General features: G+C 65.5%; 15 protein-coding genes. 4 read left to right on the top strand and 11 right to left on the bottom strand.

What is annotated here, in order from left to right; genetic code table 11:
- Window positions 1-86 precede the first annotated feature (86 nt).
- From kdpE to kdpF, 6 genes are all read right to left on the bottom strand, one after another.
- Window positions 87-785 (bottom strand): two-component system response regulator KdpE, encoded by a 699-nt coding sequence (gene kdpE, locus ACZ92H_RS09640; protein WP_131373596.1) that lies wholly within the window; start codon window positions 783-785, stop codon window positions 87-89.
- A complete protein-coding gene (locus tag ACZ92H_RS09635; protein ID WP_465049156.1) occupies window positions 782-3,541 on the bottom strand; it encodes a DUF4118 domain-containing protein in 2,760 nt (919 codons plus the stop codon). The genes kdpE and ACZ92H_RS09635 overlap by 4 nt, the downstream gene beginning before the upstream one ends.
- A 143-nt stretch (window positions 3,542-3,684) precedes the next feature.
- Window positions 3,685-4,278 (bottom strand): potassium-transporting ATPase subunit KdpC, encoded by a 594-nt coding sequence (gene kdpC / locus ACZ92H_RS09630; RefSeq protein WP_465049155.1) that lies wholly within the window; start codon window positions 4,276-4,278, stop codon window positions 3,685-3,687.
- A 10-nt stretch (window positions 4,279-4,288) separates the two neighbouring features.
- A complete protein-coding gene (kdpB, locus tag ACZ92H_RS09625; protein WP_465049154.1) occupies window positions 4,289-6,373 on the bottom strand; it encodes a potassium-transporting ATPase subunit KdpB in 2,085 nt (694 codons plus the stop codon).
- A 9-nt stretch (window positions 6,374-6,382) separates the two neighbouring features.
- The gene (gene kdpA, locus ACZ92H_RS09620) at window positions 6,383-8,188 is read right to left on the bottom strand and encodes a potassium-transporting ATPase subunit KdpA (protein WP_465049153.1); all 1,806 of its coding nucleotides are present in this window, start codon (window positions 8,186-8,188) and stop codon (window positions 6,383-6,385) included.
- Complete coding sequence (gene kdpF / locus ACZ92H_RS09615; RefSeq protein WP_034746483.1) at window positions 8,188-8,277, bottom strand: K(+)-transporting ATPase subunit F; 90 nt, start codon at window positions 8,275-8,277, stop codon at window positions 8,188-8,190. Before kdpF ends, kdpA begins: the two co-directional genes overlap by 1 nt.
- A gap of 463 nt (window positions 8,278-8,740) precedes the next feature.
- On the opposite strand from kdpF, the gene ACZ92H_RS09610 reads away from it, so the two are divergent.
- The 4 genes from ACZ92H_RS09610 to parC are packed head-to-tail and all read left to right on the top strand — an operon-like array spanning window position 8,741 to window position 16,737.
- A complete protein-coding gene (locus ACZ92H_RS09610) occupies window positions 8,741-10,738 on the top strand; it encodes a DNA topoisomerase IV subunit B (RefSeq protein ID WP_131373591.1) in 1,998 nt (665 codons plus the stop codon).
- Complete coding sequence (locus tag ACZ92H_RS09605) at window positions 10,738-12,447, top strand: molecular chaperone HscC (protein WP_131373590.1); 1,710 nt, start codon at window positions 10,738-10,740, stop codon at window positions 12,445-12,447. The genes ACZ92H_RS09610 and ACZ92H_RS09605 overlap by 1 nt, the downstream gene beginning before the upstream one ends.
- Window positions 12,448-12,459: 12 nt before the next feature.
- Complete coding sequence (locus ACZ92H_RS09600) at window positions 12,460-14,334, top strand: hypothetical protein (protein WP_465049152.1); 1,875 nt, start codon at window positions 12,460-12,462, stop codon at window positions 14,332-14,334.
- Between the two features lie 48 nt (window positions 14,335-14,382).
- On the top strand, window positions 14,383-16,737 hold the full coding sequence (gene parC, locus ACZ92H_RS09595) for a DNA topoisomerase IV subunit A (protein ID WP_465049151.1): 2,355 nt from the start codon (window positions 14,383-14,385) through the stop codon (window positions 16,735-16,737).
- 68 nt (window positions 16,738-16,805) lie between these two features.
- Here the strand turns inward: parC and ACZ92H_RS09590 are convergent, their stop codons facing one another.
- The 5 genes from ACZ92H_RS09590 to ACZ92H_RS09570 all read right to left on the bottom strand — a co-directional run bounded on the left by ACZ92H_RS09590 (window position 16,806) and on the right by ACZ92H_RS09570 (window position 23,003).
- Window positions 16,806-17,171 carry a hypothetical protein gene (locus tag ACZ92H_RS09590; protein ID WP_131373587.1) on the bottom strand — a complete coding sequence of 122 codons (366 nt, stop codon included), beginning with the start codon at window positions 17,169-17,171 and terminating at the stop codon, window positions 16,806-16,808.
- A gap of 22 nt (window positions 17,172-17,193) precedes the next feature.
- Complete coding sequence (locus ACZ92H_RS09585) at window positions 17,194-19,515, bottom strand: DUF8189 domain-containing protein (protein WP_465049150.1); 2,322 nt, start codon at window positions 19,513-19,515, stop codon at window positions 17,194-17,196.
- Window positions 19,516-19,680: 165 nt separating this feature from the next.
- Window positions 19,681-20,157 (bottom strand): hypothetical protein, encoded by a 477-nt coding sequence (locus ACZ92H_RS09580; protein WP_131373586.1) that lies wholly within the window; start codon window positions 20,155-20,157, stop codon window positions 19,681-19,683.
- 216 nt (window positions 20,158-20,373) lie between these two features.
- Window positions 20,374-21,591 carry an acetate/propionate family kinase gene (locus tag ACZ92H_RS09575; protein ID WP_131373585.1) on the bottom strand — a complete coding sequence of 406 codons (1,218 nt, stop codon included), beginning with the start codon at window positions 21,589-21,591 and terminating at the stop codon, window positions 20,374-20,376.
- Window positions 21,588-23,003 carry a bifunctional enoyl-CoA hydratase/phosphate acetyltransferase gene (locus tag ACZ92H_RS09570; protein WP_131373584.1) on the bottom strand — a complete coding sequence of 472 codons (1,416 nt, stop codon included), beginning with the start codon at window positions 23,001-23,003 and terminating at the stop codon, window positions 21,588-21,590. The genes ACZ92H_RS09575 and ACZ92H_RS09570 overlap by 4 nt, the downstream gene beginning before the upstream one ends.
- Window positions 23,004-23,007: the final 4 nt, after the last annotated feature.

The following is a 23,007-nucleotide window of genomic DNA, read 5'->3' as shown; positions in this document are numbered from 1 at the left end:
AGCTGGCCCGCCGCTGCAAAAATTTTGGGTCAAGCGTCCCCCTGGCGCGCGCGGCGCCAATTTTCAAACGGGGGAAGGAATGCGGTTTAGAGCGGCAGCAGCAAGCGGTAACCGACCGCCGTTTCCGTCAGCAGATACTGCGGCTGGGCGGGATCGGCTTCCAGCTTCTGGCGCAGATGGCCCATGTAGATGCGCAGGTAATGGCCATTCTCGCTGTTCGACGGCCCCCACACTTCGCGCAGCAGTTGCGGATTGGTGACCACCCTGCCCGCGTTTTTCACGAGCACGGACAGCAATCGGAACTCCGTCGGCGTCATGTGCACCAGCTGCTTGTTGCGCGTCACCAGGCGGTCCTTCAGGTCGACGCGCACGTCGCCGAACTGCACCACGCCATCGTCGCTGGCAGCCGGCTGGCGCTGGCGGCGCAGGGTGGCGCGCACGCGGGCCAGCAATTCCCCCACGCCAAACGGCTTGCTCAGGTAATCGTCCGCGCCCGCGTCCAGCGCGCGGATCTTGTCCTGCTCGTCAACGCGCGCGGACAGCACGATGATGGGCACGGCCGACCACTTGCGGATGTCGGCGATGAAATCGATGCCGTCGCCATCGGGCAGTCCCAGGTCCAGCACGATCAGGTCGGGCCGGCGCGTGCCGGCGTCGATCAGCCCCCGCTGCATGGTGGCCGACTCGAAAATCTGCCAGCCCTCTTCTTCCAGCGCGGCGCGCACGAAGCGGCGGATTTGCGGTTCATCCTCGACCAGCAGGGCGGTGGCGGAAGGTTCGTTCATGATGGTTTTCCTGTATCAAAATCGTTTGCATCGTCCAGTTCCGCTTCCGGCAAGGCCGGCGGCGTGCCCAGCGGCAGGGTAAATACGAGGGCCGCACCCTGTCCCGGCGCTGGCGGCTGCGCGTGGATGGTGCCGCCATGTGCTTCGACGATGGCGCGGCAGATGGCCAGTCCCAGTCCCACGCCCGGCTTGTTCGATTCGCGCTCGCCGCGCGCGAATTTTTCAAAAATCGCTTCTTCGCGGCCCGGTGGCAGGCCAGGGCCATCATCGGCCACCGTCACCTGCAGGAACTGGCCAAGCGTCCTGGCGCCGATGGTAATGGTGCTGCCCGGCGGCGTGTACTTGGCCGCGTTTTCCAGCAAATTGCACAGCACGCGCTCGACCAGCACGGCGTCATAGCGCACCAGCGGCAAGTCCGGCGCCAGCTGCGTCTGCACTTTGTGCTGCTGCAATTGCGGACCGCTGGCGCGCAGCGCGCTGCCCACCACTTCTTCCAGCGCCTGCCACTGCAGATTCAGGCGCACATTGCCGCTCTCGATGCGCGCCATGTCCAGCAAGTTCGCCACCAGGGCGCTCATGCGCACGGTCTCGGACTGCAGCGAACGGGCCATGTCCAGCTGCGCGGACGACAAGGCGGGCCGCGACAGGGCCAGCGATTCGGCCAGGCCCACCAGCGACGTCAATGGCGTGCGCAGGTCGTGCGACAGGGCCGCCAGCAGCGAATTGCGCAGCCGTTCTGACTCCATCTGCAGCAGCGCCCCCTGCGCCACGTCGATGTAATGCACGCGCTCGAGGGCGATGGCCGCCAGCGCGGCGAAGGTGTCGAGGTGCTGGCGCTGTTCCGGCACCAGCAGCCAGCGTCCGTGCTGCGGCGCCTGCAGCGGCAGCAGCGCCAGCACGCCGCGCGTGCGCATGGGCGCGATCAGCGGCAGATAGAAAATCGGCGAGGCGGGCAAGGTATCGGTGCCCGTGCCGGCCGCCTGCGCATGGTCGAAGGCCCACTGGGCGATGCCCAAGTCCATGCCCGTCTCCAGCGACTCCGCGATGCTCGGCGCCTGCAGGCGGCCCTCGTCGTCGGGCAGCAGCAAGGTGGCGCGCGCGCGGAAAGCCCGTTCTATGGCGCTTTTCGTGATGTCGAAAATCTGCTCTGTCTGCAGCACGCCCGACAATTCCCGCGAAAATTCGTACAAGGCGCGCGCGCGGGCTTCGCGGTGCGACGCCACGCGCGCCTGGAAACGCAGTCCCGCCGTCAGGTGGCCCGTGATCAGGCCCACGGCCAGCATCACGCCAAACGTGATCACATACTGGAAATCGCCCACGGCAAATGAAAAGCGCGGCGGCACGAAGATAAAATCAAAACAGGCCACGCCCACCAGGCTGGCCAGCGCCGCCGGCCCGCGCCCCAGGCGCACGGCCACCAGCACCACCGTCAGCAAGGACAGCATGGCGATATTCGCCAGGTCAAGATAGGGCTGCAGCGGCACGCAAGCGATGGCCGTGGCCAGGCTGGCGCCGGCCGCCAGGAGGTAGCGCCAGTGGCGCGATGGCCGGCGCGCGGCCGGGCCATCCGCGTCCGCCGCGCGGCGCGGCGCGCTGTCGGCAGGCGGCAGCCCCACTTCGACCAGGTCGATATCGGGCGCCAGGCTGGCCATGCGCGCGGCCGGCGGCGCGCTCCACAGGCGCGCCAGCGCACCGCCGCTGCCACGGCCGCGGCCGACGATGACCTTCGAGATATTCGCATTGCGCGCATAGTCGACCACGGCGGCGGCGATGTCGCCTGACGGCACAATGGCCGTGCGCGCCCCCAGGTCCTGCGCCAGTTTCAGGGTTTTCAGGATGCGTTCGCGCGCGGGCGCCGGCAGGCGCTGCAAGCGCGGTGTTTCCACGTACAGCGCATGCCATTCGGCGTTCAGCTGGCTGGCCAGGCGCGCCGTGCTGCGGATCACGTGTTCGCCCCCCGCGCGCGGCCCCACGCAGGCCAGCAGCGCGGCGCCCGTCTTCCAGACGGGGTTGATGGATTTCTCCACGCGGTAAGCCTGCACGTCATCCTGCACGCGGTCCGCCGTGCGGCGCAAGGCCAGTTCGCGCAGGGCGATCAAATTCCCCTTGCGGAAAAAGTTCTGCGAGGCGCGCTCTGCCTGCAGCGGCTGGTACACCTTGCCCTGCTTCAGGCGGCGCAGCAGTTCGTCGGCGGGGATATCGACCAGCACCACTTCATCGGCGCGGTCGAACACCGTATCGGGCAGGGTCTCGGCCACGCGCACGCCCGTGATCCCGCCCACCACGTCATTGAGGCTTTCCAGGTGCTGCACGTTGACAGTCGAGAGCACGTCGATGCCGGCCGCCAGCAATTCCTCGACATCCTGCCAGCGCTTCGGATGGCGCGAACCGGCCACGTTCGAGTGCGCCAGTTCATCCATCAGTATCAGCGGCGGCGCGCGGCGCAGCGCTTCGTCGAGGTCGAACTCAAACAGCGTCTTGCCGCGGTACTCGATCGCCTTGAGGGGCAGCACGGGCAAGCCGTCGAGCAGGGCTGCCGTATCCTGGCGCCCATGCGTCTCCACCACCCCCACCAGCACAGCCTGGCCATCGGCCAGCAGCTTGCGGGCGGCGGCCAGCATCGCGTAGGTCTTGCCCACGCCGGCCGAGGCGCCAAAATAAATGCGCAGCCTGCCGCGCGCGGCTTTTTTTTCCTGCGCCTGCACCTGCGCCAGCAGGGCATCAGGGTCGGGGCGTTGGCTGTCGTTGGGGAGCATGTTGTATTTTAAATCTACTTGGAGCATTGTAGGTCGGATTAGCGCGTCCGAAGGGCGCGCGTAATCCGACGACATTGTTGGCTGCACCGTGGGTAATGTCGGCTTACGCTGCGCTAAGCCGACCTGCGCCGACCTGCGCCGACCTACGCACCGTTGCCGGCTTGCTTTGCCATGGCATCCAATGCCAGATTCAGTTCCAGCACATTCACGCGCGCTTCGCCGAAAAAGCCGATATACGCGGTTTTCTGCACTTTGGCGATGGCATTTTCCACCTGCGCCAGCGGCATGGCGCGCACGCGGGCCACGCGCGGCGCCTGGTAGAGGGCGCCGGCCAGGCTGATTTCCGGGTCCAGGCCGCTGCCCGATGCGGTCACCAGGTCGACGGGAATCGGCTTGCGGTTGCCCGGATCGGCCGCCTGCAGGGCCGCGATGCGCGACTTGACGGCGTCGACCAGGGCCGGATTCGTCGGCCCCAGGTTGGAGCCGCCCGAACCGGCGCCATTATTGGCCATCGGCGCAGTGGCCGACGGGCGGCCCCAGAAGTACCTGGGCGAGGTGAACGACTGGCCGATCAGCGTCGAGCCGACGGGGCGGCCAGCCCGCTCGACGATGCTGCCATTGGCTTCGTCATTGAATGCCAGCTGGCCGATGCCGGCCGTGGCAAACGGATAGACGACGCCGCAGATCACGGTCAGCGCGGCAAACAGGACCAGGGCGGGACGTACGATGGTGCTCATGATGGTTCCTTTAGACGAGATTGAGTGCGGACAGCAGCATGTCGATCAGCTTGATGCCGATGAAGGGCAGGATGATCCCGCCCACGCCATAGATCAGCAGGTTGCGGCGCAACAGGCTGGCCGCGCCGATGGCCCGGTATTGCACGCCCTTTAACGCCAGCGGAATCAGCACGACGATGATCAGTGCGTTGAAGATCACGGCCGACATGATGGCCGAGGCGGGACTGGCCAGCTGCATGATGTCCAGCGCCTTCAATTGCGGATAGGTGCCCACGAAGGCGGCCGGGATGATGGCGAAGTACTTGGCGATGTCGTTCGAGATGGAGAAGGTGGTCAGCGAACCGCGCGTCATCAGCATCTGCTTGCCGATTTCGACGATTTCCAGCAGCTTGGTGGGGTTCGAATCGAGGTCCACCATATTGCCGGCCTCCTTGGCCGCCTGCGTGCCCGAGTTCATCGCCACGGCCACGTCGGCCTGGGCCAGCGCCGGCGCATCGTTGGTGCCGTCGCCCGTCATCGCCACCAGCCGGCCTTCGGACTGGTAGCTGCGGATCAGTTTGAGCTTGTCTTCCGGCGTCGCCTCGGCGAGGAAATCATCCACGCCCGCCTCGGCGGCGATGGCCGCCGCCGTCAGCTTGTTGTCGCCCGTGATCATGACGGTCTTGATGCCCATGCGGCGCAGTTCCGCGAAGCGTTCCTTGATGCCGCCCTTGACGATATCCTTCAGCTCCACGGCGCCCATGACGCGGCCGTCATCAACCACCACCAGCGGCGTGCTGCCGCGGCGCGCGATATCGTCGACGGCGCGCGCCACGTCGTCCGGATACGGCTGGCCCAGCGCTTCCACGTATTTTTTCATGGAGTCGGCCGCGCCCTTGCGCAGCTGGCGCACCTGCTGTTCGCCGGGAATGTCCACGCCGCTCATGCGCGTCTGCGCCGTGAAAGGCACGAAGGTGGCGTGCAGGCTGGCCATCTCGCGCTCGCGGATATTGAACTTCTGCTTGGCCAGCACGACGATGCTGCGCCCTTCCGGCGTTTCATCGGCCAGGGAGGCCAGCTGCGCCGCGTCGGCCAGCTGCTGCTCCGTCACGCCGGGCGCCGGCACGAAGCTCGACGCCTGGCGGTTGCCCAGGGTGATGGTGCCGGTTTTATCCAGCAGCAGCACGTCCACGTCGCCGGCCGCTTCCACGGCGCGGCCCGACGTGGCGATCACGTTGGCCTGCATCATGCGGCTCATGCCGGCCACGCCGATGGCCGACAGCAGACCGCCGATGGTGGTCGGGATCAGGCACACCAGCAGCGCGATCAGCACGGTGATGGTCACGGGCGTGCCACTGCCGGCTGCCGCCACGGAAAACAGCGAATACGGCAGCAGAGTCACGGTGACGATCAGGAAGACGATGGACAGGGCCACGAGCAAAATCGTCAGGGCGATCTCGTTCGGCGTCTTCTGGCGCTTTGCGCCTTCGACCATGGCGATCATGCGGTCGATGAAGGCTTCGCCAGGGTTGACGGAAACGCGTACCAGCAGCCAGTCCGACAGCACGCGGGTGCCGCCCGTGACGGCGGAAAAGTCGCCGCCCGACTCGCGGATCACGGGAGCCGATTCGCCCGTGATGGCGCTTTCGTCGACGGAGGCCACGCCGGCCGTCACTTCGCCGTCGGCGGGAATCACGTCGCCCGCCTCGACCAGCACCGTCATGCCCTTGCGCAGGTCGGTGGCCGGCGTGGGCAGCCACGACGTGCCGTACTTCGGCGTCTGCATTTTCTTCGCCATCACCGTTTGCTTGAGGGCGCGCAGCGAGGCCGCCTGCGCCTTGCTGCGGCCTTCGGCCAGCGCTTCGGCGAAGTTTGCGAACAGCACGGTAAACCACAGCCACACGGCGACGGCGACGATGAAGCCGAACGGCGCCTCTCCCTGGCCGCCGCTGATCCCGGCCTGGGTCGCCAGCAGGGTCGTGATGATGCTGCCCACGTAGACGACGAACATCACGGGGCTGCGCCACTGCGTGCGGGGGTCGAGTTTTTTGAACGCATCGACGATGGCTGGGCCAATCAGTGCGGAATCGAACAAGGTCAGGCTTGTGCGTGACATGGTAGCCTCTTATTTTGTGAAAAGTTGCAGGTGTTCCACGATCGGGCCCAGGGCCAGCGCGGGAACGTAATTGAGCACGCCGACCAGCACCACCACGCCGATCAGCAGGCCGATGAACATGGGGCCGTGCGTGGGCATGGTGCCGGCATTGGCCGACAGGCGCTGCTTGCCCGCCAGCGAACCGGCCACGGCCAGCACGGGCACGATCACGCCGAAGCGGCCGAACCACATGGCGATCGCCAGCATCACGTTATAGAACGGCGTGTTGGCGGACAGGCCGGCAAACGCGCTGCCGTTGTTGTTGGCCGCCGACGTGAAGGCGTACAGGATTTCGGAAAAACCATGCGCGCCCGGATTGGCCACGCCCGCCGTGCCCGGTTCCACCATCACGGCGATCGCCGTGCCCGTCAGCACCAGGGCCGGCGTCACCAGGATGGCCAGCGAGACCATCTTCATTTCATAGGCCTGGATTTTCTTGCCCAGGTATTCCGGCGTGCGGCCGATCATCAGGCCGGCGATGAAGACGGCCAGGATGGCGAACATCAACATGCCGTACAGGCCCGTGCCCACGCCGCCGAAGATCACTTCGCCGAACTGCATCAGCAGCAGCGGCACCATGCCGCCCAGCGGCATGTAGGAATCGTGCATGGAATTGACGGCGCCGCACGATGCCGCCGTCGTCACGGCCGCGAACAGGGCCGATGAGCTGATGCCGAAGCGCGTTTCCTTGCCTTCCATGTTGCCGCCCGATTGCAGGCTGCTGGCCTGCTGGTCCACGCCCAGCGCCTGCAGGGCGGGATTGGCTTGCTGCTCGGCGCTCATCACGCCCGCCGTCATGACGACGAAGATCAGCGTCATGGCCGCCAGCACGGCCCAGCCCTGGCGCATGTCGCCAGCCATGCGGCCAAACGTGAAGCACAGGCCGGCGGGAATGAGGAAAATAGCCAGCATCTGCAGGAAGTTCGACAGCACGCTGGGGTTTTCATACGGGTGGGCGGAATTGGCGTTGAAGAAGCCGCCGCCGTTCGTGCCCAGCAGCTTGATCGATTCCTGCGAAGCGACGGGACCCATGGCGATGGTCTGCGTGGTTGCCACTTGCGCTTCCATCACGGGCTTACCGGCCGCATCGAGCACGGCTTGGCCATCGGCCGCCACCTTCGGCGTTGCATACGCCACCTGGTCGAGCAGGGTCACTTCCTTGTACGGCGAAAAATTCTGGATCATGCCTTCGCCCATGAAGACCACGGACAAGGCCAGCGACAGCGGCAACAGGATGTACAAGGTGGAACGCACCAGGTCGACCCAGAAATTACCGATCGATTTGCCCGAGCGCGAGGCAAAGCCGCGCACCAGCGCAAAGATCACGGCGATGCCGGTGGCGGCCGAGAAGAAGTTCTGGCACGCCATGCCCAGCATCTGCGTCAGGTAGCTCATGGTTTGTTCGCCGCCGTAGCCCTGCCAGTTGGTGTTGGCGACGAAGCTGACGGTGGTATTGAACGAGGAATCGGGGCTGACGGCGCCGAGTCCCTGCGGATTCAAGGGCAAGAAGCCCTGCAGGCGCTGCAGGCCGTAGACAAAGAAGGCGCCCACGGTATTGAAGAGGATCAGGGCGATGGCATAGCTTTTCCAGCCCATGGCCTTGTCGGCGGGCAGGCCGGACCAGCGGTACAGCAGGTTTTCCAGTTTTTGCAGCCAGCCCAGCCCGCGCACGGGCGCATCGCCTGCCACCTTCGCCATGTACAGTCCCAGCGGGTAGGCCCCCGCCAGCAGCACGAGCAGGAAAGCGGCCAGCAGGAGTATCGATTGCGTCGTCATCACAGTTCCTCCGCCTTCAGCAGCGCCACCAGCAGATACACGAGCAGGCCGGCCGAGACGACGGCGCCCAGCACATAAAAGGCATTCATTTGAAGCTCCCCAGTTTGTCGCAGGCCACGGCAAAGCCGGCCACCACGACGAAAAAAACGGCAATCAAGCCGAGATACACGATGTCCATTCCCACCCTCATACAGGTTTGTTTTGATAGTGAGCAGATTAGCCAAAAGGGTCTAAAAAATTCGTAAAGACTGGGGAGGCGGCTGTAAACAAGATGTAAAAATGGCGGCTTTACCGCATAAAATCCTTCACAATTGGCGCCAAAGCGCGCGCACGGCGCACCGTTGTTGCCCTGGAGTAGCGCTATTGCTCGCGGGACAAGATAGAATGCGCGAGCGTCCGCACAAGGACGCCTAGCCTGCCGCACTGCCCTCCCACAGTGACGCTGGACGGGATATACTGTATATTCATACAGTTATCGCCGCCGCTGTCACTGCGCCGCGCAGTGCCCCGGCCTGGCGTTCCAACCCTAGTCTTTATTTAGCTTGAACACGTATGGCCACTAAAAAACCAGCATCTGACTACAGCGAATCATCCATCCGTGTCCTGAAAGGACTGGAACCCGTCAAGCAGCGCCCGGGGATGTACACCCGCACTGAAAATCCGCTGCATATCATTCAGGAAGTGATCGACAATGCCTCCGACGAGGCGCTGGGCGGTCATTGCACGCATATCGCCGTCACGCAAAACACGGATGGCAGCATCACCGTCGAAGACAATGGCCGCGGCATTCCCGTCGGCCTGCACCCGGAAGAAGGCGTGCCGACGGTGGAAATCGTGTTTACGCGGCTGCACGCGGGCGGCAAGTTCGACAAGGGTTCCGGCGGCGCCTACGCGTTCTCGGGCGGCTTGCACGGCGTCGGCGTGTCCGTCACCAATGCGCTGTCCTCGCGCCTGGAAATCACCGTCTGGCGCAAGGAAAGCGACGGCAACGGCTTGCATCACATGGTGTTTGCCAACGGCGACGTGATCGAGCCCCTGAATTCCCGCCCTGCCCCGCGCGACGGCAAGAAGTCCGGCACGCGCGTCACCGCCTGGCCCGATCCGAAGTATTTTGATTCGCCCAACATTTCGCAAACCGAGCTGCAGCGCCTGCTGCGCTCGAAAGCCGTGCTGCTGCCCGGCGTCACCGTCACCCTGACGAATGCCAAGACGGGCGATACCCAGACCTGGCAGTACGCGGAAGGCTTGCGCGGCTACCTGACCGAAACGCTGGCGCAGGTATCGAATGGCGAAACCCTGATTCCCCTGTTCGAAGGCGCCCAATATGCGGGGCCAGACTCGGAAGGCTTTGCCGAAGGCGAAGGCGCGGCATGGGTCGTGGCCTGGACGGAAGAAGGCGCCATCGTGCGCGAATCGTATGTCAACCTGATCCCCACCTCGAATGGCGGCACGCACGAATCGGGCTTGCGCGACGGCCTGTTCGGCGCCGTGAAAAACTTCGTCGAAATGCACTCGCTGCTGCCCAAAGGCGTGAAGCTGCTGCCGGAAGACGTGTTCGCGCGCGCCTCCTTCGTGCTGTCGGCGAAAGTGCTGGACCCGCAATTCCAGGGCCAGATCAAGGAGCGCCTGAACTCGCGCGACGCCGTGCGCCTGGTCTCGACCTTCACCAAGCCGCCGCTGGAACTGTGGCTGAACCAGCACGTCGACTACGGCAAGAAGCTGGCCGATCTGGTGATCAAGCAGGCGCAGTCGCGCCAGCGTTCGCTGCAAAAAGTGGAAAAGAAAAAATCCTCGGGCGTGGCCGTCTTGCCGGGCAAGCTGACGGACTGCGAATCGTCGGACATCACGCGCAATGAACTGTTCCTCGTCGAGGGCGACTCGGCGGGCGGTTCGGCCAAGATGGGCCGCGACAAGGAATTCCAGGCGATTCTGCCCCTGCGCGGCAAGGTGCTGAACTCATGGGAAACGGACCGCGACCGCCTGTTCGCAAATAACGAGATCCACGATATCGCCGTGGCCATCGGCGTCGACCCGCACGGCATCGGCGACACGCCCGACCTGTCCGGCCTGCGTTATGGCAAGATCTGCATCCTGTCCGATGCGGACGTGGACGGCTCGCACATCCAGGTGCTGCTGCTGACCTTGTTCTTCAAGCACTTCCCCGCGCTGATCAACAAGGGCCATATCTGCATCGCCCGTCCGCCCCTGTACCGCGTCGACGCGCCCGCGCGCGGCAAGAAGCCGATGCAGAAGATCTACGCGCTCGACGACGGCGAACTGCTGGCCATCGAGGACAAGCTGCGCAAGGAAGGCGTGAAACAGGGCGCCTGGTCCATCTCGCGCTTCAAGGGCCTGGGCGAAATGAACGCGGAACAGCTGTGGGAAACGACGATGAACCCGGACACGCGCCGCTTGCTGCCCGTGACCCTGGGCGAAATCGACCACATGACGTCCGCCGCCCGCTTCAATATGCTGATGGGCAAGGGCGAGGCGGCTGGCCGCCGCGCCTGGATCGAGGAACACGGCAATGAGGCGGAGGCGGATATCTGATGATCATCGGCATCGACCTTGGCACCACCAACAGCCTGGCCGCCATCTGGCGCGACGGCAAGGCGAGCATCATCCCGAACGCCCTGGGCGAGCACCTGACGCCGTCGTGCGTGAGCATCGATGACGATGGCACCGTGCTGGTGGGCCGCGCCGCGCGCGAGCGCCTGCAGACGCACCCGCAGCTGACGGCGGCCGTCTTCAAGCGCTACATGGGCAGCGAAAAGAAAATCACCCTCGGCACGCAGCAATTCCGTCCGGAAGAACTGTCGTCGATGGTGCTGCGCGCGCTGAAGGAAGATGCCGAAGCCTTTTTGGGGCACAAGGTCGAGGAAGCCATCATCACCGTGCCCGCGTATTTCAGCGATGCGCAGCGCAAAGCCACGCGCATCGCCGGCCAGCTGGCGGGCTTGCGCGTCGAACGCCTGCTGAACGAGCCGACGGCCGCCGCGCTGGCCTACGGCATCCGCGACAAGGAACAGGAAAGCAAATTCCTCGTCTTCGACCTGGGCGGCGGCACCTTCGACGTGTCGATCCTGGAGCTGTTCGAGGGCGTGATGGAAGTGCGCGCCTCGGCCGGCGACAATTTTTTAGGGGGCGAAGACTTCGTCACGCTGCTGGTCGACGCCTTCATGGAAGGCAGCGGCTTGCGCGGCGCCGTCGGCAGCCGCCTACTCGACCCGCGCCAGCAGCAGTTGCTGCGCGACGAGGCGGAACGCGCCAAGCGCCTGCTGTCGGACCAGCCAGCCGCGCGCATGGCCACGCGCTACCTGGAGCAGGAATACAGCTGGGAGATCAACGAAGACAGGCTGGCGCAATTGTGCGAACCGCTGCTGGCGCGCCTGCGCCTGCCCGTGGAACGGGCGCTGCGCGACGCCACCATCCGCGCGGCGGAACTCGATGAAGTGGTGCTGGCCGGCGGCGCCACGCGCATGCCGCTGGTGCGCAAGCTGGTCTCGCGCATGTTCGGCCGCTTCCCCGCCATCCACCTGGACCCGGACGAAGCGGTGGCGCTGGGCGCCGCCGTGCAGGCGGGCCTGAAAATGCGCGACGCCGCCCTCGACGAAGTCGTCATGACGGACGTGGCGCCGTATTCGCTGGGCATTTCGATTTCGCGCCAGATCGGCCCGAACCAGTATGAAGGCGGCCACTACCTGCCCATCATCGAGCGCAATTCCGTGGTGCCCGTCTCGCGCACGGAAAATATCATCACCATCCACGACAACCAGAAGGAAATCAACGTGGCGATCTTCCAGGGCGAGTCGCGCCTGGTGGCCGACAATGTCTTCCTGGGCAAGATCAGCTTCCCGATTCCCGCGAAAAAGGCGGGCGAGATCGGCATCGACGTGCGCTTCACCTATGACATCAGCGGCGTGCTGGAAGCGGAAGTGACGGTGCTGGCCACGCAGGAAAAGCACAAGATGATCATCAGCGACAATGCCGGCGTGATGACGGCCGAGCAGATCGAGCAGCGCTTTGCGGAACTGGCGGATTTGAAGATCCACCCGCGCGAACAGATGGAAAACCGTACCCTGATTTCGCGCGCCGACCGCCTGTACGAACAGTCGCTGGGCGACGTGCGCCAGTACCTGGCCGCGCATACGGCCAATTTCCAGGCCGCGCTCGAGTCGCAGGACCCCGCCATCATCCGCAAGGCGCGCCAGGCGCTGGATGACGCGCTGCGACACGTCGAAAGCGAGAGTTTCCTGTAAATGGACGGCGGCATGCACAACGCGACGCGCGGCCTGTGGGATATCCTGGGCACGGAACCGACGGGCGACGAGCGAGCGCTCAAGCGCGCGTATGCGAAACGCCTGAAAGTGACGCGTCCCGAGGACGACCCGGCCGCCTTCCAGGAACTGCGCGATGCGTATGAGTATGCGCTGCGCCACGCGCACCTGATCGCCGCCGAACTGCAGCAACAGGGGCAAGGAGCGGAAGAACGCGAAAGCGCAGCGACTGTGGACGAAGCCGAGGCGCTTCCAGCAGCGGCGCCAGATGCGCAGGCCGAGGCCGCGCCAGCGGCGCCGGCCGAACTATGGGGCGTCATCGCCGATGCGGCGCAGGAAGCGCAAGAGTCGCAGGAGGCGCCAGCGGAGAAGTGGGGCGTCATCGCACAGGAACAGGCACCGCCGCCGGAGCAATGGGGCGTGGTCGCCATCGACCCGGCGCAGGAAGCGGACCATCTGTGGCAAGGCTGTCTCGCGCTGGCGCGGCACGCGGATGCCAGCGAGGTGCTGGCCCGCGTGCTGCAGGACGACGCCTTGCTGAACCTCGACGTGCGCGAGGAGTTCGACCTGTGCGCGTTGCGCTACTGCGCCAGCGCCGGCTATGACCTGGCGCTGCGCCAGGCCCTGTTCGAACAACTGGGCTGGGAGCACGATTTTTCCTATCTGGCGCGCAGCCACGCGGACCTGGTGCGCAGCGCCGTGCAGCGCTACCGGGCAGACCGCTCGTTTGCCCATTTCAGCGACAACCGCGACAGCTATCCTGGCCTGGACTGCATCATGTCGCAGCAATCGCCATCGGCCTACGCGCGCCAGCTGTTCGATCAAAAATTCAACCAGCAGCTGCGCGAGCTGCTGCAGGCCATACGCTGGCAGCATGGCGAAATGCTGGCCTACAAGCTCGATACGGCATTGTTCGAACAGTGGGAACACGCCGTCTTTTCCAGGCGCTACTTCAAGCAGACGGCGCTCGCCTCGTGCGGCCTTGGCTTCGCGCTGCATTTCATGCTTTCCGGCGTGCTCGATTCCGCCGGCGTCAAGCTGGGCGACATCGGCGCCTATGCCAGCCTGCTGGGCTTCCAGGCGCTGGCATTCCTGCTGCTGGCCATGAACGCATGGCAAAAGCCGGCGCCCGTCCATGCATGGCTGGCGTCCCTCGGCGAGGAACTGCACGCCTGCCTGCCGGTGCTGCGCAGGCAGCCGGGCCTGGAGCAATTGGGCTGGCTGCTGCCCTTCCTGTGCCTGGCCCTGCTGCTGTTCATCCCCGAGCCGGAAGCTCCGCTGCGCATCGCCACCTCGGCGGGACTGTGCATCGCGGCGCTGCTGGCCACGAAAGCCAACTACGCGCTGCTGCGCGGACGCCTGCTCGCCTGCATCCTGATCGCCTTTGCGGCAAGCATGGTTTTCACGCTGGACAAGACCGATACCGGCCTGGCAATGAGCGACGGCATCCTGCTGCTGTTCTGCGTGCAGGTGCTGGCACTGCGCTCGATGGCGGGACTGTATGTCGATTGCGGCGGGCAGCCGCGCTCCCTGCCGCGCCTGCGCGCTGCCTGGATGATCGGCTGCGCCATCGCCTTCCTGGCCGTGCATCTGCATGCCGCGCCAGCGCATGTGCTGGGTGCCATGCTGTTTGTCTGGTCCTGCATCGGCATGCTGTTTGCGCCGTTCGAATTGAACTGGCGCGCCGCGTGGCCGCTGGTCATCACGCCCGCAGCCGCCACCTTCCTGCTCGCCGGCCGGCTCGGCGGTCCGCCGGACCAGGCCATCGTCAAGCTGAGCGCCGTGCTGGCACTGTCCGTCCTGTATTTCACCGTGCGTCACCTGTATCTGCAGCAGCGCAGGTCCGCACAAGCAAGCGGGCTGTCATAATCAGTCCCAAGAATTCAAACGCCACTACTACATACTGAAACAAGCGCCATGTCCACACAAACCAATTTATTTGACGATGCCCAGCCTGAGCCGATCGAGCCGGATGAACCGGTATTCGACGGCGAAGCGCTGACCCTGTCCACCTTCGCCGAGCGCGCCTATCTCGACTACGCCATTTCCGTGGTCAAGGGCCGCGCCCTACCCGACGTCTGCGATGGCCAGAAGCCCGTGCAGCGCCGCATCCTGTATGCGATGAACGAGCTGGGATTGAATGCCACGGCCAAGCCGCGCAAATCGGCAGCCGTCGTCGGCGACGTGCTGGGTAAATTGCATCCGCACGGCGACCAGTCCGTGTACGACGCGCTGGTGCGCATGGCGCAGGATTTCTCGCTGCGCTACCCGCTGATCGACGGCCAGGGCAACTTCGGCTCGCGCGACGGCGACGGCGCGGCGGCCATGCGTTACACGGAAGCGCGCCTGACGCCGATCGCCAAGCTGCTGATGGATGAAATCGGCATGGGCACGGTGGATTTCCAGTCCAACTACGACGGCTCGACGGAAGAGCCGAAACTGCTGCCGGCGCGCCTGCCGATGGTGCTGCTGAACGGCGCCTCCGGCATCGCCGTCGGCCTGGCGACGGAAATCCCGTCGCACAACCTGGCGGAAGTGGCCAAGGCAGCCGTCGCCATGATCCGTGATCCGAAGATCACGCACGCCGAACTGATGGCCATTATGCCCGGCCCGGACTTCCCCGGCGGCGGCCAGATCATCACGCCGCCTGCGCAGATCCAGGACATGTACGCGAGCGGCCGTGGCAGCATGAAAGTGCGCGCGCGCTGGAAGATCGAGGAACTGGCGCGCGGCCAGTGGCAAGCCGTCGTCACGGAACTGCCGCCCGGCACCTCGTCGCAAAAGGTACTGGAAGAAATCGAAGAACTGACGAATCCGAAGATCAAGCTGGGCAAGAAGGCGCTGTCGCCGGAACAGGTGGCCCTGAAGGCGCTGATCCTCAACTCGCTCGACACCATCCGCGACGAATCGGGCCGCGCCGCGCCCGTGCGCCTGGTGTTCGAGCCGAAATCGAAGAACCAGGACCAGACGGAATTCATGCTGATGCTGCTGGCGCATACCTCGCTGGAATCGTCGACCTCGATCAACCTGGTGATGATCGGCGGCGATGGCCGTCCGCGCCAGAAGGGCCTGGGCGACATCCTGCGCGAATGGATCGATTTCCGCTTCGCCACAGTCACCCGCCGCACCGGCTACAAGCTGGGCAAGGTCAAGGACCGCATCCATATCCTGGAAGGGCGCGAAGCGATACTGCTCAATATCGACAAGGTGATCCAGATCATCCGCAATTCGGACGAGCCGAAAGCGGCCCTGATCGAGGCGTTCAAGCTGTCCGAGCGCCAGGCCGACGATATCCTGGAAATCCGTTTGCGCCAGCTGGCGCGCCTGGAAACCATCAAGATCCAGCAGGAGCTGGCCGAGCTGCGCAAGGAAGAAAAGTCGCTGCAGGATCTGCTCGACAACCCGGGTTCGATGAAGCGCGCCATCATCCGCGAAATCGAGGCGGACGCCAAGCAGTTCGGCGACGCGCGCCGCACCCTGATCGAGGAAGCGCAGAAAGCCGTGGCCGAACAGAAGGTGGTCGACGAACCCGTCACCGTCATCATTTCGGAAAAAGGCTGGGTGCGCGCGCGCACGGGCATCGGCCACGATGCGGCGCAGTTCACCTTCAAGGCGGGCGATTCCCTGCATGGTGCCTTCGAGTGCCGCACGGTCGACACCTTGCTGGGCTTTGGCAACAACGGCAGGATTTACTCGGTGCCCGTCTCGGCCCTGCCCAACGCGCGCGGCGACGGCGTGCCGATCACCACCTTGTGCGACCTGAGCGGCGGCACGCCGGGCAATGCCGTGCGCATCCTGCACTATTTTGCGGGCAATGGCGCCACCAGCCTGCTGCTCGCGTCGAGCGCCGGCTACGGCTTCATCGCCAAGGCGGGCGACATGGTCAGCCGCCTGAAGGGCGGCAAGGCCTTCATCACCCTGGACGATAGCGACGTGCCGCTCGAACCGAAAGTCATCCCGGACGCGGCCAGCGCCGTGGCTTGCCTGACGCAAGGCGCGCGCCTGCTGGTATTCGGCCTCGATGAAATGAAGACCCTGTCCAAAGGCGGCACGGGCGTGAAACTGATCGACCTGGAAGGCAAGGACAAGCTGCTGGCCGTGCAGCCGATCACGCAGCGCGGCGTGGTGGTCTCGGGCATCGGCCGGGCGTCGAAACCGCAGGATGCATCGCTGGGCGCCACCGCCCTGGCTGACCATTTCGGCAAGCGCGCGCGCAAGGGCAAGCAGCTGGCGGCCAAGCTCAAACCCGTGTCGATGGCGGCCATCGGCTGAACAGTGCCTGCATAAAACAAAAAAGACAGGCGTGCCTGTCTTTTTTTTCGCCTGGCCGGCACGGCGTGCTAGCGTTGATTCCCCTGGTGCCGCGCCAGTCGCAGGATTTCCGGCGTCGCTTCGACGATTTCAATCACGTCCTGCGGCGCCGCCAAGGAACCGGCCAGGGCATAGCGTCCCATGCCCAGCGGCTGCAATGGCGCGGCAGCCCCGGCACGGGGACGGTCGTCGGGGCCGGGCGCCATCGACGTCAGGGTGGCGCCGGCGCCGTCCTGGCCGCCGCTGCCCGCACCGAATTCCAGCACCTTGCGCCCCTTGCGGCTGGGTGGAAAGGGGAACGTGGCCGTGGGCCGGTACACCTCGATGCCATCCGCATCCTCCTCGAACGAATGCGTCCAGCTGCCGCTGGGCAGCGTGCCTGTCATGCCATGCATGCTCATTGCTCTCCCCCCTCCGTCAGAAACACGATACCACGCCGTCCAGGCTTTCATAGCCGCTGACGGACGGCGACCAGGCAGTGCCGTTCCACGCCTTGTGGAACAGGGCGCCATTTGTCCCCGTGACAAACACGTCGAGGCGGTTTGCCGCCCACGCCGTGGCCCGTGGACGCGAAGTACAGATGCCGCCCAGGCTTTCAAAACCCGTCAGCGATGGCGACCAGGCCGTGCCATTCCACGCCTTGTGGTACAGGGCGCTGTCCGTGCCGATAACGAACACGTCGAGCCGGTTGGGCGCCCACGACACGGCTTCCACCTCGCCCACGCAGATGCCGCCCAGGCGCTCGAAGCCATCGTTGGACGGTCCCCACTTCGCCCCGTCCCACCACTTGTGGTACAGCGCGCCATCGGTGCCGGTGACAAACACGTCGAGACGGTTCGGCCCCCACGCCACGGCCTTCGGCGACGAGGTGCAGATGCCGCCCAGCCGTTCATAGCCCGTCAGCGACGGCCCCCAGGCCGTGCCGTTCCACCACTTGTGGTACAGCGCGCGGTCGGAGCCGACAACGAAGACGTCGAGGCGGTTCGGCCCCCACGCCACGGCCTCGGGCTGGCCCAGGCAGATGCCGCCCATGGCTTCATAGCCCGTCAATGACGGTCCCCAGGCGGCGCCGTTCCACCACTTGTGATACAGGGCGCGGTCCGTGCCGACGACAAACACGTCGAGCCGGTTCGGCCCCCAGGCCACGGCGCGCGGATCGCCCACGCACAGGCCGCCCAAGGCTTCATAGCCCGTCAACGACGGTCCCCAGGCCGTGCCGTTCCACCATTTGTGGAACAGGCCGCTGTCCGTGCCCGTGATGAAGACATCGAGCCGGTTCGGCGCCCACGACACCACTTGCGGCGCGCTGGTGCCGATGCCGCCCTGTGCCTCATAACCGGTGATGGACGGTGCCCAGGCCGTGCCATTCCACGCCTTGTGGTACAGCGCGCGGTCGGTGCCCAGCACGAAGACGTCGAGGCGGTTCGCGCCCCACGCCACCACGGGCGAGGAACTCTGGCGCGGCGTGGCGCCGCCGCCCCCGCCGCCGCCCGCCGTGCCGATGCTGGCCCGCGGACCGTCGAGGCACGCCTGCATGCGCGCCACCTGGCCTGCGGTAAACATGAACATGGCGGGATCGTCGACGTAATCCATGTAATTCATGAACATGTCGCCGTTCGGCCCATTGCTGCAGGAAACGTGCGGAAACGATGGCTGTCCCGTATTCGGCCCGCCCTGGTTCGGCGTGTCGGCCACGTTGTCCGTGCCCGTGCATCCCGTGCCATCATCGCCCCAGATGTGGTTCAGGTTCAGCCAGTGGCCGATTTCATGCGTGGCCGTGCGTCCCAGGTGGAAGGGCGGCGCGGCCGTGCCGATGGTGCCGAAGGCCGATTGCAGGATCACCACGCCGTCGGTGGCAGCCGGGCCGCCGGGAAATTGCGCGTAGCCGAGCAAGCCGCCGCCCAGCTGGCAGACCCAGATATTCAGGTAAGTGTCGGCGGGCCAGGCATTCATGCCGCCCGTGGCCTGCGACTTGACGGCATCGTCGGCGCCAAACGAGGTCACCGTCGTCTGGCGCCGCTCGATGCCGCTGCTGGCAGCCCCGTTCGGATCGGTCGTGGCCAGCGCGAATTCCACGCGCGCATCGGCCGTCAAGGGCAGGAATGGCGCCGGCGTGCCGCCCACATCGGCGTTCGTGCGCCGGTAATCGCGGTTGAGCACATCGATCTGGCTGGCGATCTGCGCATCCGAGATATTCTGCGCCGCCGTGTTCCACACCACGTGCACCACCACCGGTATCTGCGTCACGCCCGCGCGCCCGGCGATACTGCCGTCGCCCTCGTACAGGCTGGCCAGGTTTTCGATTTCGTCGCGCACGCTCGCATAGGCCGGATCTTCGCTCAGCAGGCGGCGGTGCACGTCCATCGTGGCGCAGGTGCGCACTTGCGGCGTGCCGCCGCCCTGCCCGCCGGCACCGCTGCCGCCCATGCCGCCACCGCCACCACCGCCGCCCGCGCCGCGCTCGCCGTCATGGCCCATGCCCATGCCGCCGCCCTCGTGCGCCGGCATGCCGCTGCCGCCCGCCGGCCCTGGCGCTGCCGGCTCCTGCTGCATGCCGCCGGCCGCCTCGCCGGCTGCCTGGTCGGCGTAGGACACGCCCTGGCGCGCGCCTGGCATGGCATCATCGCCATCGGTCGCCCGCACATCACCCTCGACGGGCATGGGCAGCATCGCAGACATGGCTGGCATGCCGGCAGCGGAACCGGTGGCCGGTGATTTTTTCGTTTTGGAAGTGCTCATGATGTCTCCTTCGTCTGTTTGCCAACTCACTATGGCATGGCGAAAAGAGGAGCATTTGCGCCAGATCAAAACTGGCAAGCGACACCGGGGAAAAGGGATGGGCAAAAAAAAAGACAGCCGAAGCTGTCTTTCCGAGCGCGCGGGCCGCAGCCCGCAAACGCTGCATTACTTGGCGGCGGCAGCCTTGACTTCAGCGTCGGCCTTGGCCTTGGCTTCTTCCGTCTTGGTGGCGGCGATGGCCTTGTCCTGGTTCGCTTCCACTTTTTCCTTGGCGACCTTGGCATTCGCTTTCACGGCAGCCTTGTGTGCTTTCGCATCGGCCTTGGCATCGGTTTTATCCGCCTTGGCTTCCGCTTTCATTTTGTCTTCCGGATCGGCGTCAGCCACTTTGTCGTGGGCCTTGGCCTTGGTTTTGTTGGCCTTGTGCTGGGCGTCGGCTTTCTTTTCGTCAGCCTTCATTTCCGCCTTGGCGACATTGGCATCAGCCTTGGCATCGACTTTGGCTTCCTTGTTGGCAGCCTTGTTGATGTCATGCTGCGCAGACGCCTGGGCGCTTGCAACGGCTGGGGTAACCGGCGCCGTTTGCGCGATGGCAGCGGTGGCGAACAGGGTAGCGATCAGGGTGGCGAGTAATTTGTTCATGATGTGACCTTTCAATATGGATTCGATTTATTTTTACTAAAGGCGGGCAAAATGTTCCAAATTTGCCAGGCACCGCGCTGTGGTTGTCAGCAGCTCGATGGCATGACTTCATAGTAAAGACAAGACGCAAACCACACAGTGCGTTAGCGCACTCAAGGAGAAATATGTGCAATTCGGCAAATTTCCCCCTTGAGCCCGCTACGACGCGTCCTTTACTCATGCGCCCACGGCCAGCGCCGCGTGGCGCGCGGCCACCCACTCCTCGTTGGCCGGCTCCACTCCCACCACAATGCGGCTGGCATCGCTGGAAATACGGCTGGCATTGCGCGCATTCGCCTCGCCGTCGAGCACGGGACCGATGAAGCCCAGCTCGGCGCAGATGCGCTGGCGCAGCTCCGCGCTGTGCTCGCCGATACCGGCCGTAAACACCAGCATGTCCAGCCCGCCCAGCACGGCCGTCAAGGCGCCGATCTCGCGCACGATGCGGCGGATGTACAGCGCCAGCGCGGCGCGGATGCGCTCGCCCGTCGCATCCTGCCGGTCCTGCTGCGCCAGCAGGATGGGCGGATCGGCCGACACGCCCGACACGCCCAGCAGGCCCGATTCGTGGTACAGCACGTGCGCCACTTTTTCCAGCGACAGTTTTTCGATTTCCATCAGGTAGATGACGGCGCCCGGATCGAGCGAACCGCAGCGCGTGCCCATCATCAAACCGTCCAGCGCGGAAAAGCCCATGGTGGTGGCCACGCTGTGCAGGTTCTCCATGGCGCACAGGCTGGCGCCGCTGCCCAGGTGGGCGACGATGACCTTGCCGCGCGCGACAGCACCAAAACGCTGTTCCAGCACCAGCGACTGGTATTCATACGACAGGCCGTGGAAGCCATAGCGGCGCAAGCCCCGCTCCCACGCATCGTACGGCAAGGCCAGCATCTGCTCGACCTGCGGCACCGTGTGGTGAAAGGCCGTGTCGAAGCACGCCACTTGCGCGATGTCGGGCCGCGATTCGAGCAGCACCTCGATCGCCTCCAGGGCGAACGGCTGGTGCAATGGCGCCAGCGGCACGAAGCTTTTCAGGTCGGCCAGCACGGAAAAATCGATGCGCACGGGGGCGAAATACTTGCTGCCGCCATGCACTACGCGGTGCGCCACGGCGCGCAGCGGACGCCCCGCCAGGCGTTCGACGACCTTTTCGCGGATGTGCGCCAGGGCCGCGTGGTGCGGCTGTTCGGCGTCCAGCTGCAGGGCCTGCGCCGGCTGGCCGCCGGCGCGGTAACTGGCGCTTTCGCGGCCGATGCCTTCGACCTTGCCGCTCCATTCGGCCTGCTGCGGCAGCACGCCGCCGGCCTGCTCGAACAGGGCGAACTTGATGCTCGACGAGCCGCAATTGAGCACCAGGATCAGGCTGCCGTCTGCATGGGGGACTGGCGCGTTCATGGCGGCGTGCTCCGGTAATGGTTGGCCAGCATCACGGCGATGGCGCACGAAGCGATGCGGCTGGCGCGCGAGTCGGCGCGGCTGGTGAGGATGACGGGGATCTTCGCGCCCAGCACGATGCCGGCGCTGTCCGCGTCGCCCATGTATTCGAGCTGCTTGGCCAGCATGTTGCCGCTTTCCAGGTCGGGCACCAGCAAAATATCGGCGCGCCCCGCCACCTCGGAGACGATGCCCTTGACCGTGGCGGCAGCGATCGAGACGGCGTTGTCGAAGGCCAGCGGGCCGTCGAGGATGGCGCCGGTGATCTGGCCACGGTCCGCCATCTTGCACAGGGCGGCCGCGTCCAGGGTGGCCGGCATGTCCGCGTTCACCGTTTCTACGGCGGCCAGGATGGCCACGCGCGGCTGGGCCACGCCGATCACGTGCGCCAGGTCGATGGCGTTGCGCACGATGTCGGCCTTCATGGCCAGGTTCGGCGCGATATTGATGGCGGCGTCCGTGATGATGAACGGGCGCGGATACGCAGGCGTCTGCATGAGGAAACAGTGGCTGATGCGGCGCTTGGTACGCAGGCCCGCGCTGGCCACCAGCACGGCCGACATCAGTTCATCCGTATGCAGGCTGCCTTTCATGATGGCTTCCACTTCGCCCTTGCCCGCCAGTTCGGCGCCGCGCGCGGCAGCCGCATGGCTATGCTCGACGTCTTCGATGGCGATGCCTGCCAGGCTCAGTCCCGCTTCCAGCGCCACGGCTTCCAGGCGCGCGCGCGGCGCCACCAGCACGGGCGTGATCAGGCCGGCCGCATAGGCGTCAAGCGCGCCGGACAGGCTCAGTTCATCGCACGGGTGCACCACGGCCACCTTGATGGGGCCCAGGGTGCGCGCGTGTTCCAGCAGGCGGCGCGTGCCGTCGCCGTTATGCAGGCGCACTTCGGGCAGGGTGGCGCGCTGGCGCTCGATCTGCTCGGCGGGCGCGATCACCTGCGCTTCGCCATCGAGCACCACGGCGCCATGCTGGTTGACGCAGCGGCAGGCCAGGGTCACGTGGCGGCTGCGCGCATCGAGTCCGGTGACGGTGACGCTGATGGCCAGCGTATCGCCCACCCGCACGGGTTGCAGGAAGCGCAGGGTCTGGCCCGTGTACACGGTGCCGGCGCCGGGCAGGCGCGTGCCCAGCACGGCCGAAATCAACGCCGCGCCCCACATGCCATGCGCGATCACGCCCTGGTAGCGGCTGGAGGCGGCGAATTCCGCGTCCAGGTGCTGCGGGTTGTCGTCGCCCGACATCACCGCGAACAGGGCGATATCGTCCATGCTCAGGGTGCGCGTGATGCTGGCGGTATCGCCGATGGCGATCTGCTCGAAGGTGCGGTTGCGCACGATATTCAAATCATCGTCTTGGGTGGTAGTCATCTTG

The sequence above is a fragment of the Janthinobacterium foliorum genome, assembly GCF_978021625.1.
The sequence above is the reverse complement of the archived record's forward strand: the minus strand, read 5'-3'. Positions and strand labels throughout refer to the sequence as shown.

What these genes read in the sequence shown, in the direction of transcription:
- kdpE (WP_131373596.1), bottom strand. Translation starts at nt 785, where the DNA reads ATGAACGAACCTTCCGCCACCGCCCTGCTGGTCGAGGATGAACCGCAA.
- ACZ92H_RS09635 (WP_465049156.1), bottom strand. Translation starts at nt 3,541, where the DNA reads ATGCTCCCCAACGACAGCCAACGCCCCGACCCTGATGCCCTGCTGGCG.
- kdpC (WP_465049155.1), bottom strand. Translation starts at nt 4,278, where the DNA reads ATGAGCACCATCGTACGTCCCGCCCTGGTCCTGTTTGCCGCGCTGACC.
- kdpB (WP_465049154.1), bottom strand. Translation starts at nt 6,373, where the DNA reads ATGTCACGCACAAGCCTGACCTTGTTCGATTCCGCACTGATTGGCCCA.
- kdpA (WP_465049153.1), bottom strand. Translation starts at nt 8,188, where the DNA reads ATGACGACGCAATCGATACTCCTGCTGGCCGCTTTCCTGCTCGTGCTG.
- kdpF (WP_034746483.1), bottom strand. Translation starts at nt 8,277, where the DNA reads ATGAATGCCTTTTATGTGCTGGGCGCCGTCGTCTCGGCCGGCCTGCTC.
- ACZ92H_RS09610 (WP_131373591.1), top strand. Translation starts at nt 8,741, where the DNA reads ATGGCCACTAAAAAACCAGCATCTGACTACAGCGAATCATCCATCCGT.
- ACZ92H_RS09605 (WP_131373590.1), top strand. Translation starts at nt 10,738, where the DNA reads ATGATCATCGGCATCGACCTTGGCACCACCAACAGCCTGGCCGCCATC.
- ACZ92H_RS09600 (WP_465049152.1), top strand. Translation starts at nt 12,460, where the DNA reads ATGCACAACGCGACGCGCGGCCTGTGGGATATCCTGGGCACGGAACCG.
- parC (WP_465049151.1), top strand. Translation starts at nt 14,383, where the DNA reads ATGTCCACACAAACCAATTTATTTGACGATGCCCAGCCTGAGCCGATC.
- ACZ92H_RS09590 (WP_131373587.1), bottom strand. Translation starts at nt 17,171, where the DNA reads ATGCATGGCATGACAGGCACGCTGCCCAGCGGCAGCTGGACGCATTCG.
- ACZ92H_RS09585 (WP_465049150.1), bottom strand. Translation starts at nt 19,515, where the DNA reads ATGAGCACTTCCAAAACGAAAAAATCACCGGCCACCGGTTCCGCTGCC.
- ACZ92H_RS09580 (WP_131373586.1), bottom strand. Translation starts at nt 20,157, where the DNA reads ATGAACAAATTACTCGCCACCCTGATCGCTACCCTGTTCGCCACCGCT.
- ACZ92H_RS09575 (WP_131373585.1), bottom strand. Translation starts at nt 21,591, where the DNA reads ATGAACGCGCCAGTCCCCCATGCAGACGGCAGCCTGATCCTGGTGCTC.
- ACZ92H_RS09570 (WP_131373584.1), bottom strand. Translation starts at nt 23,003, where the DNA reads ATGACTACCACCCAAGACGATGATTTGAATATCGTGCGCAACCGCACC.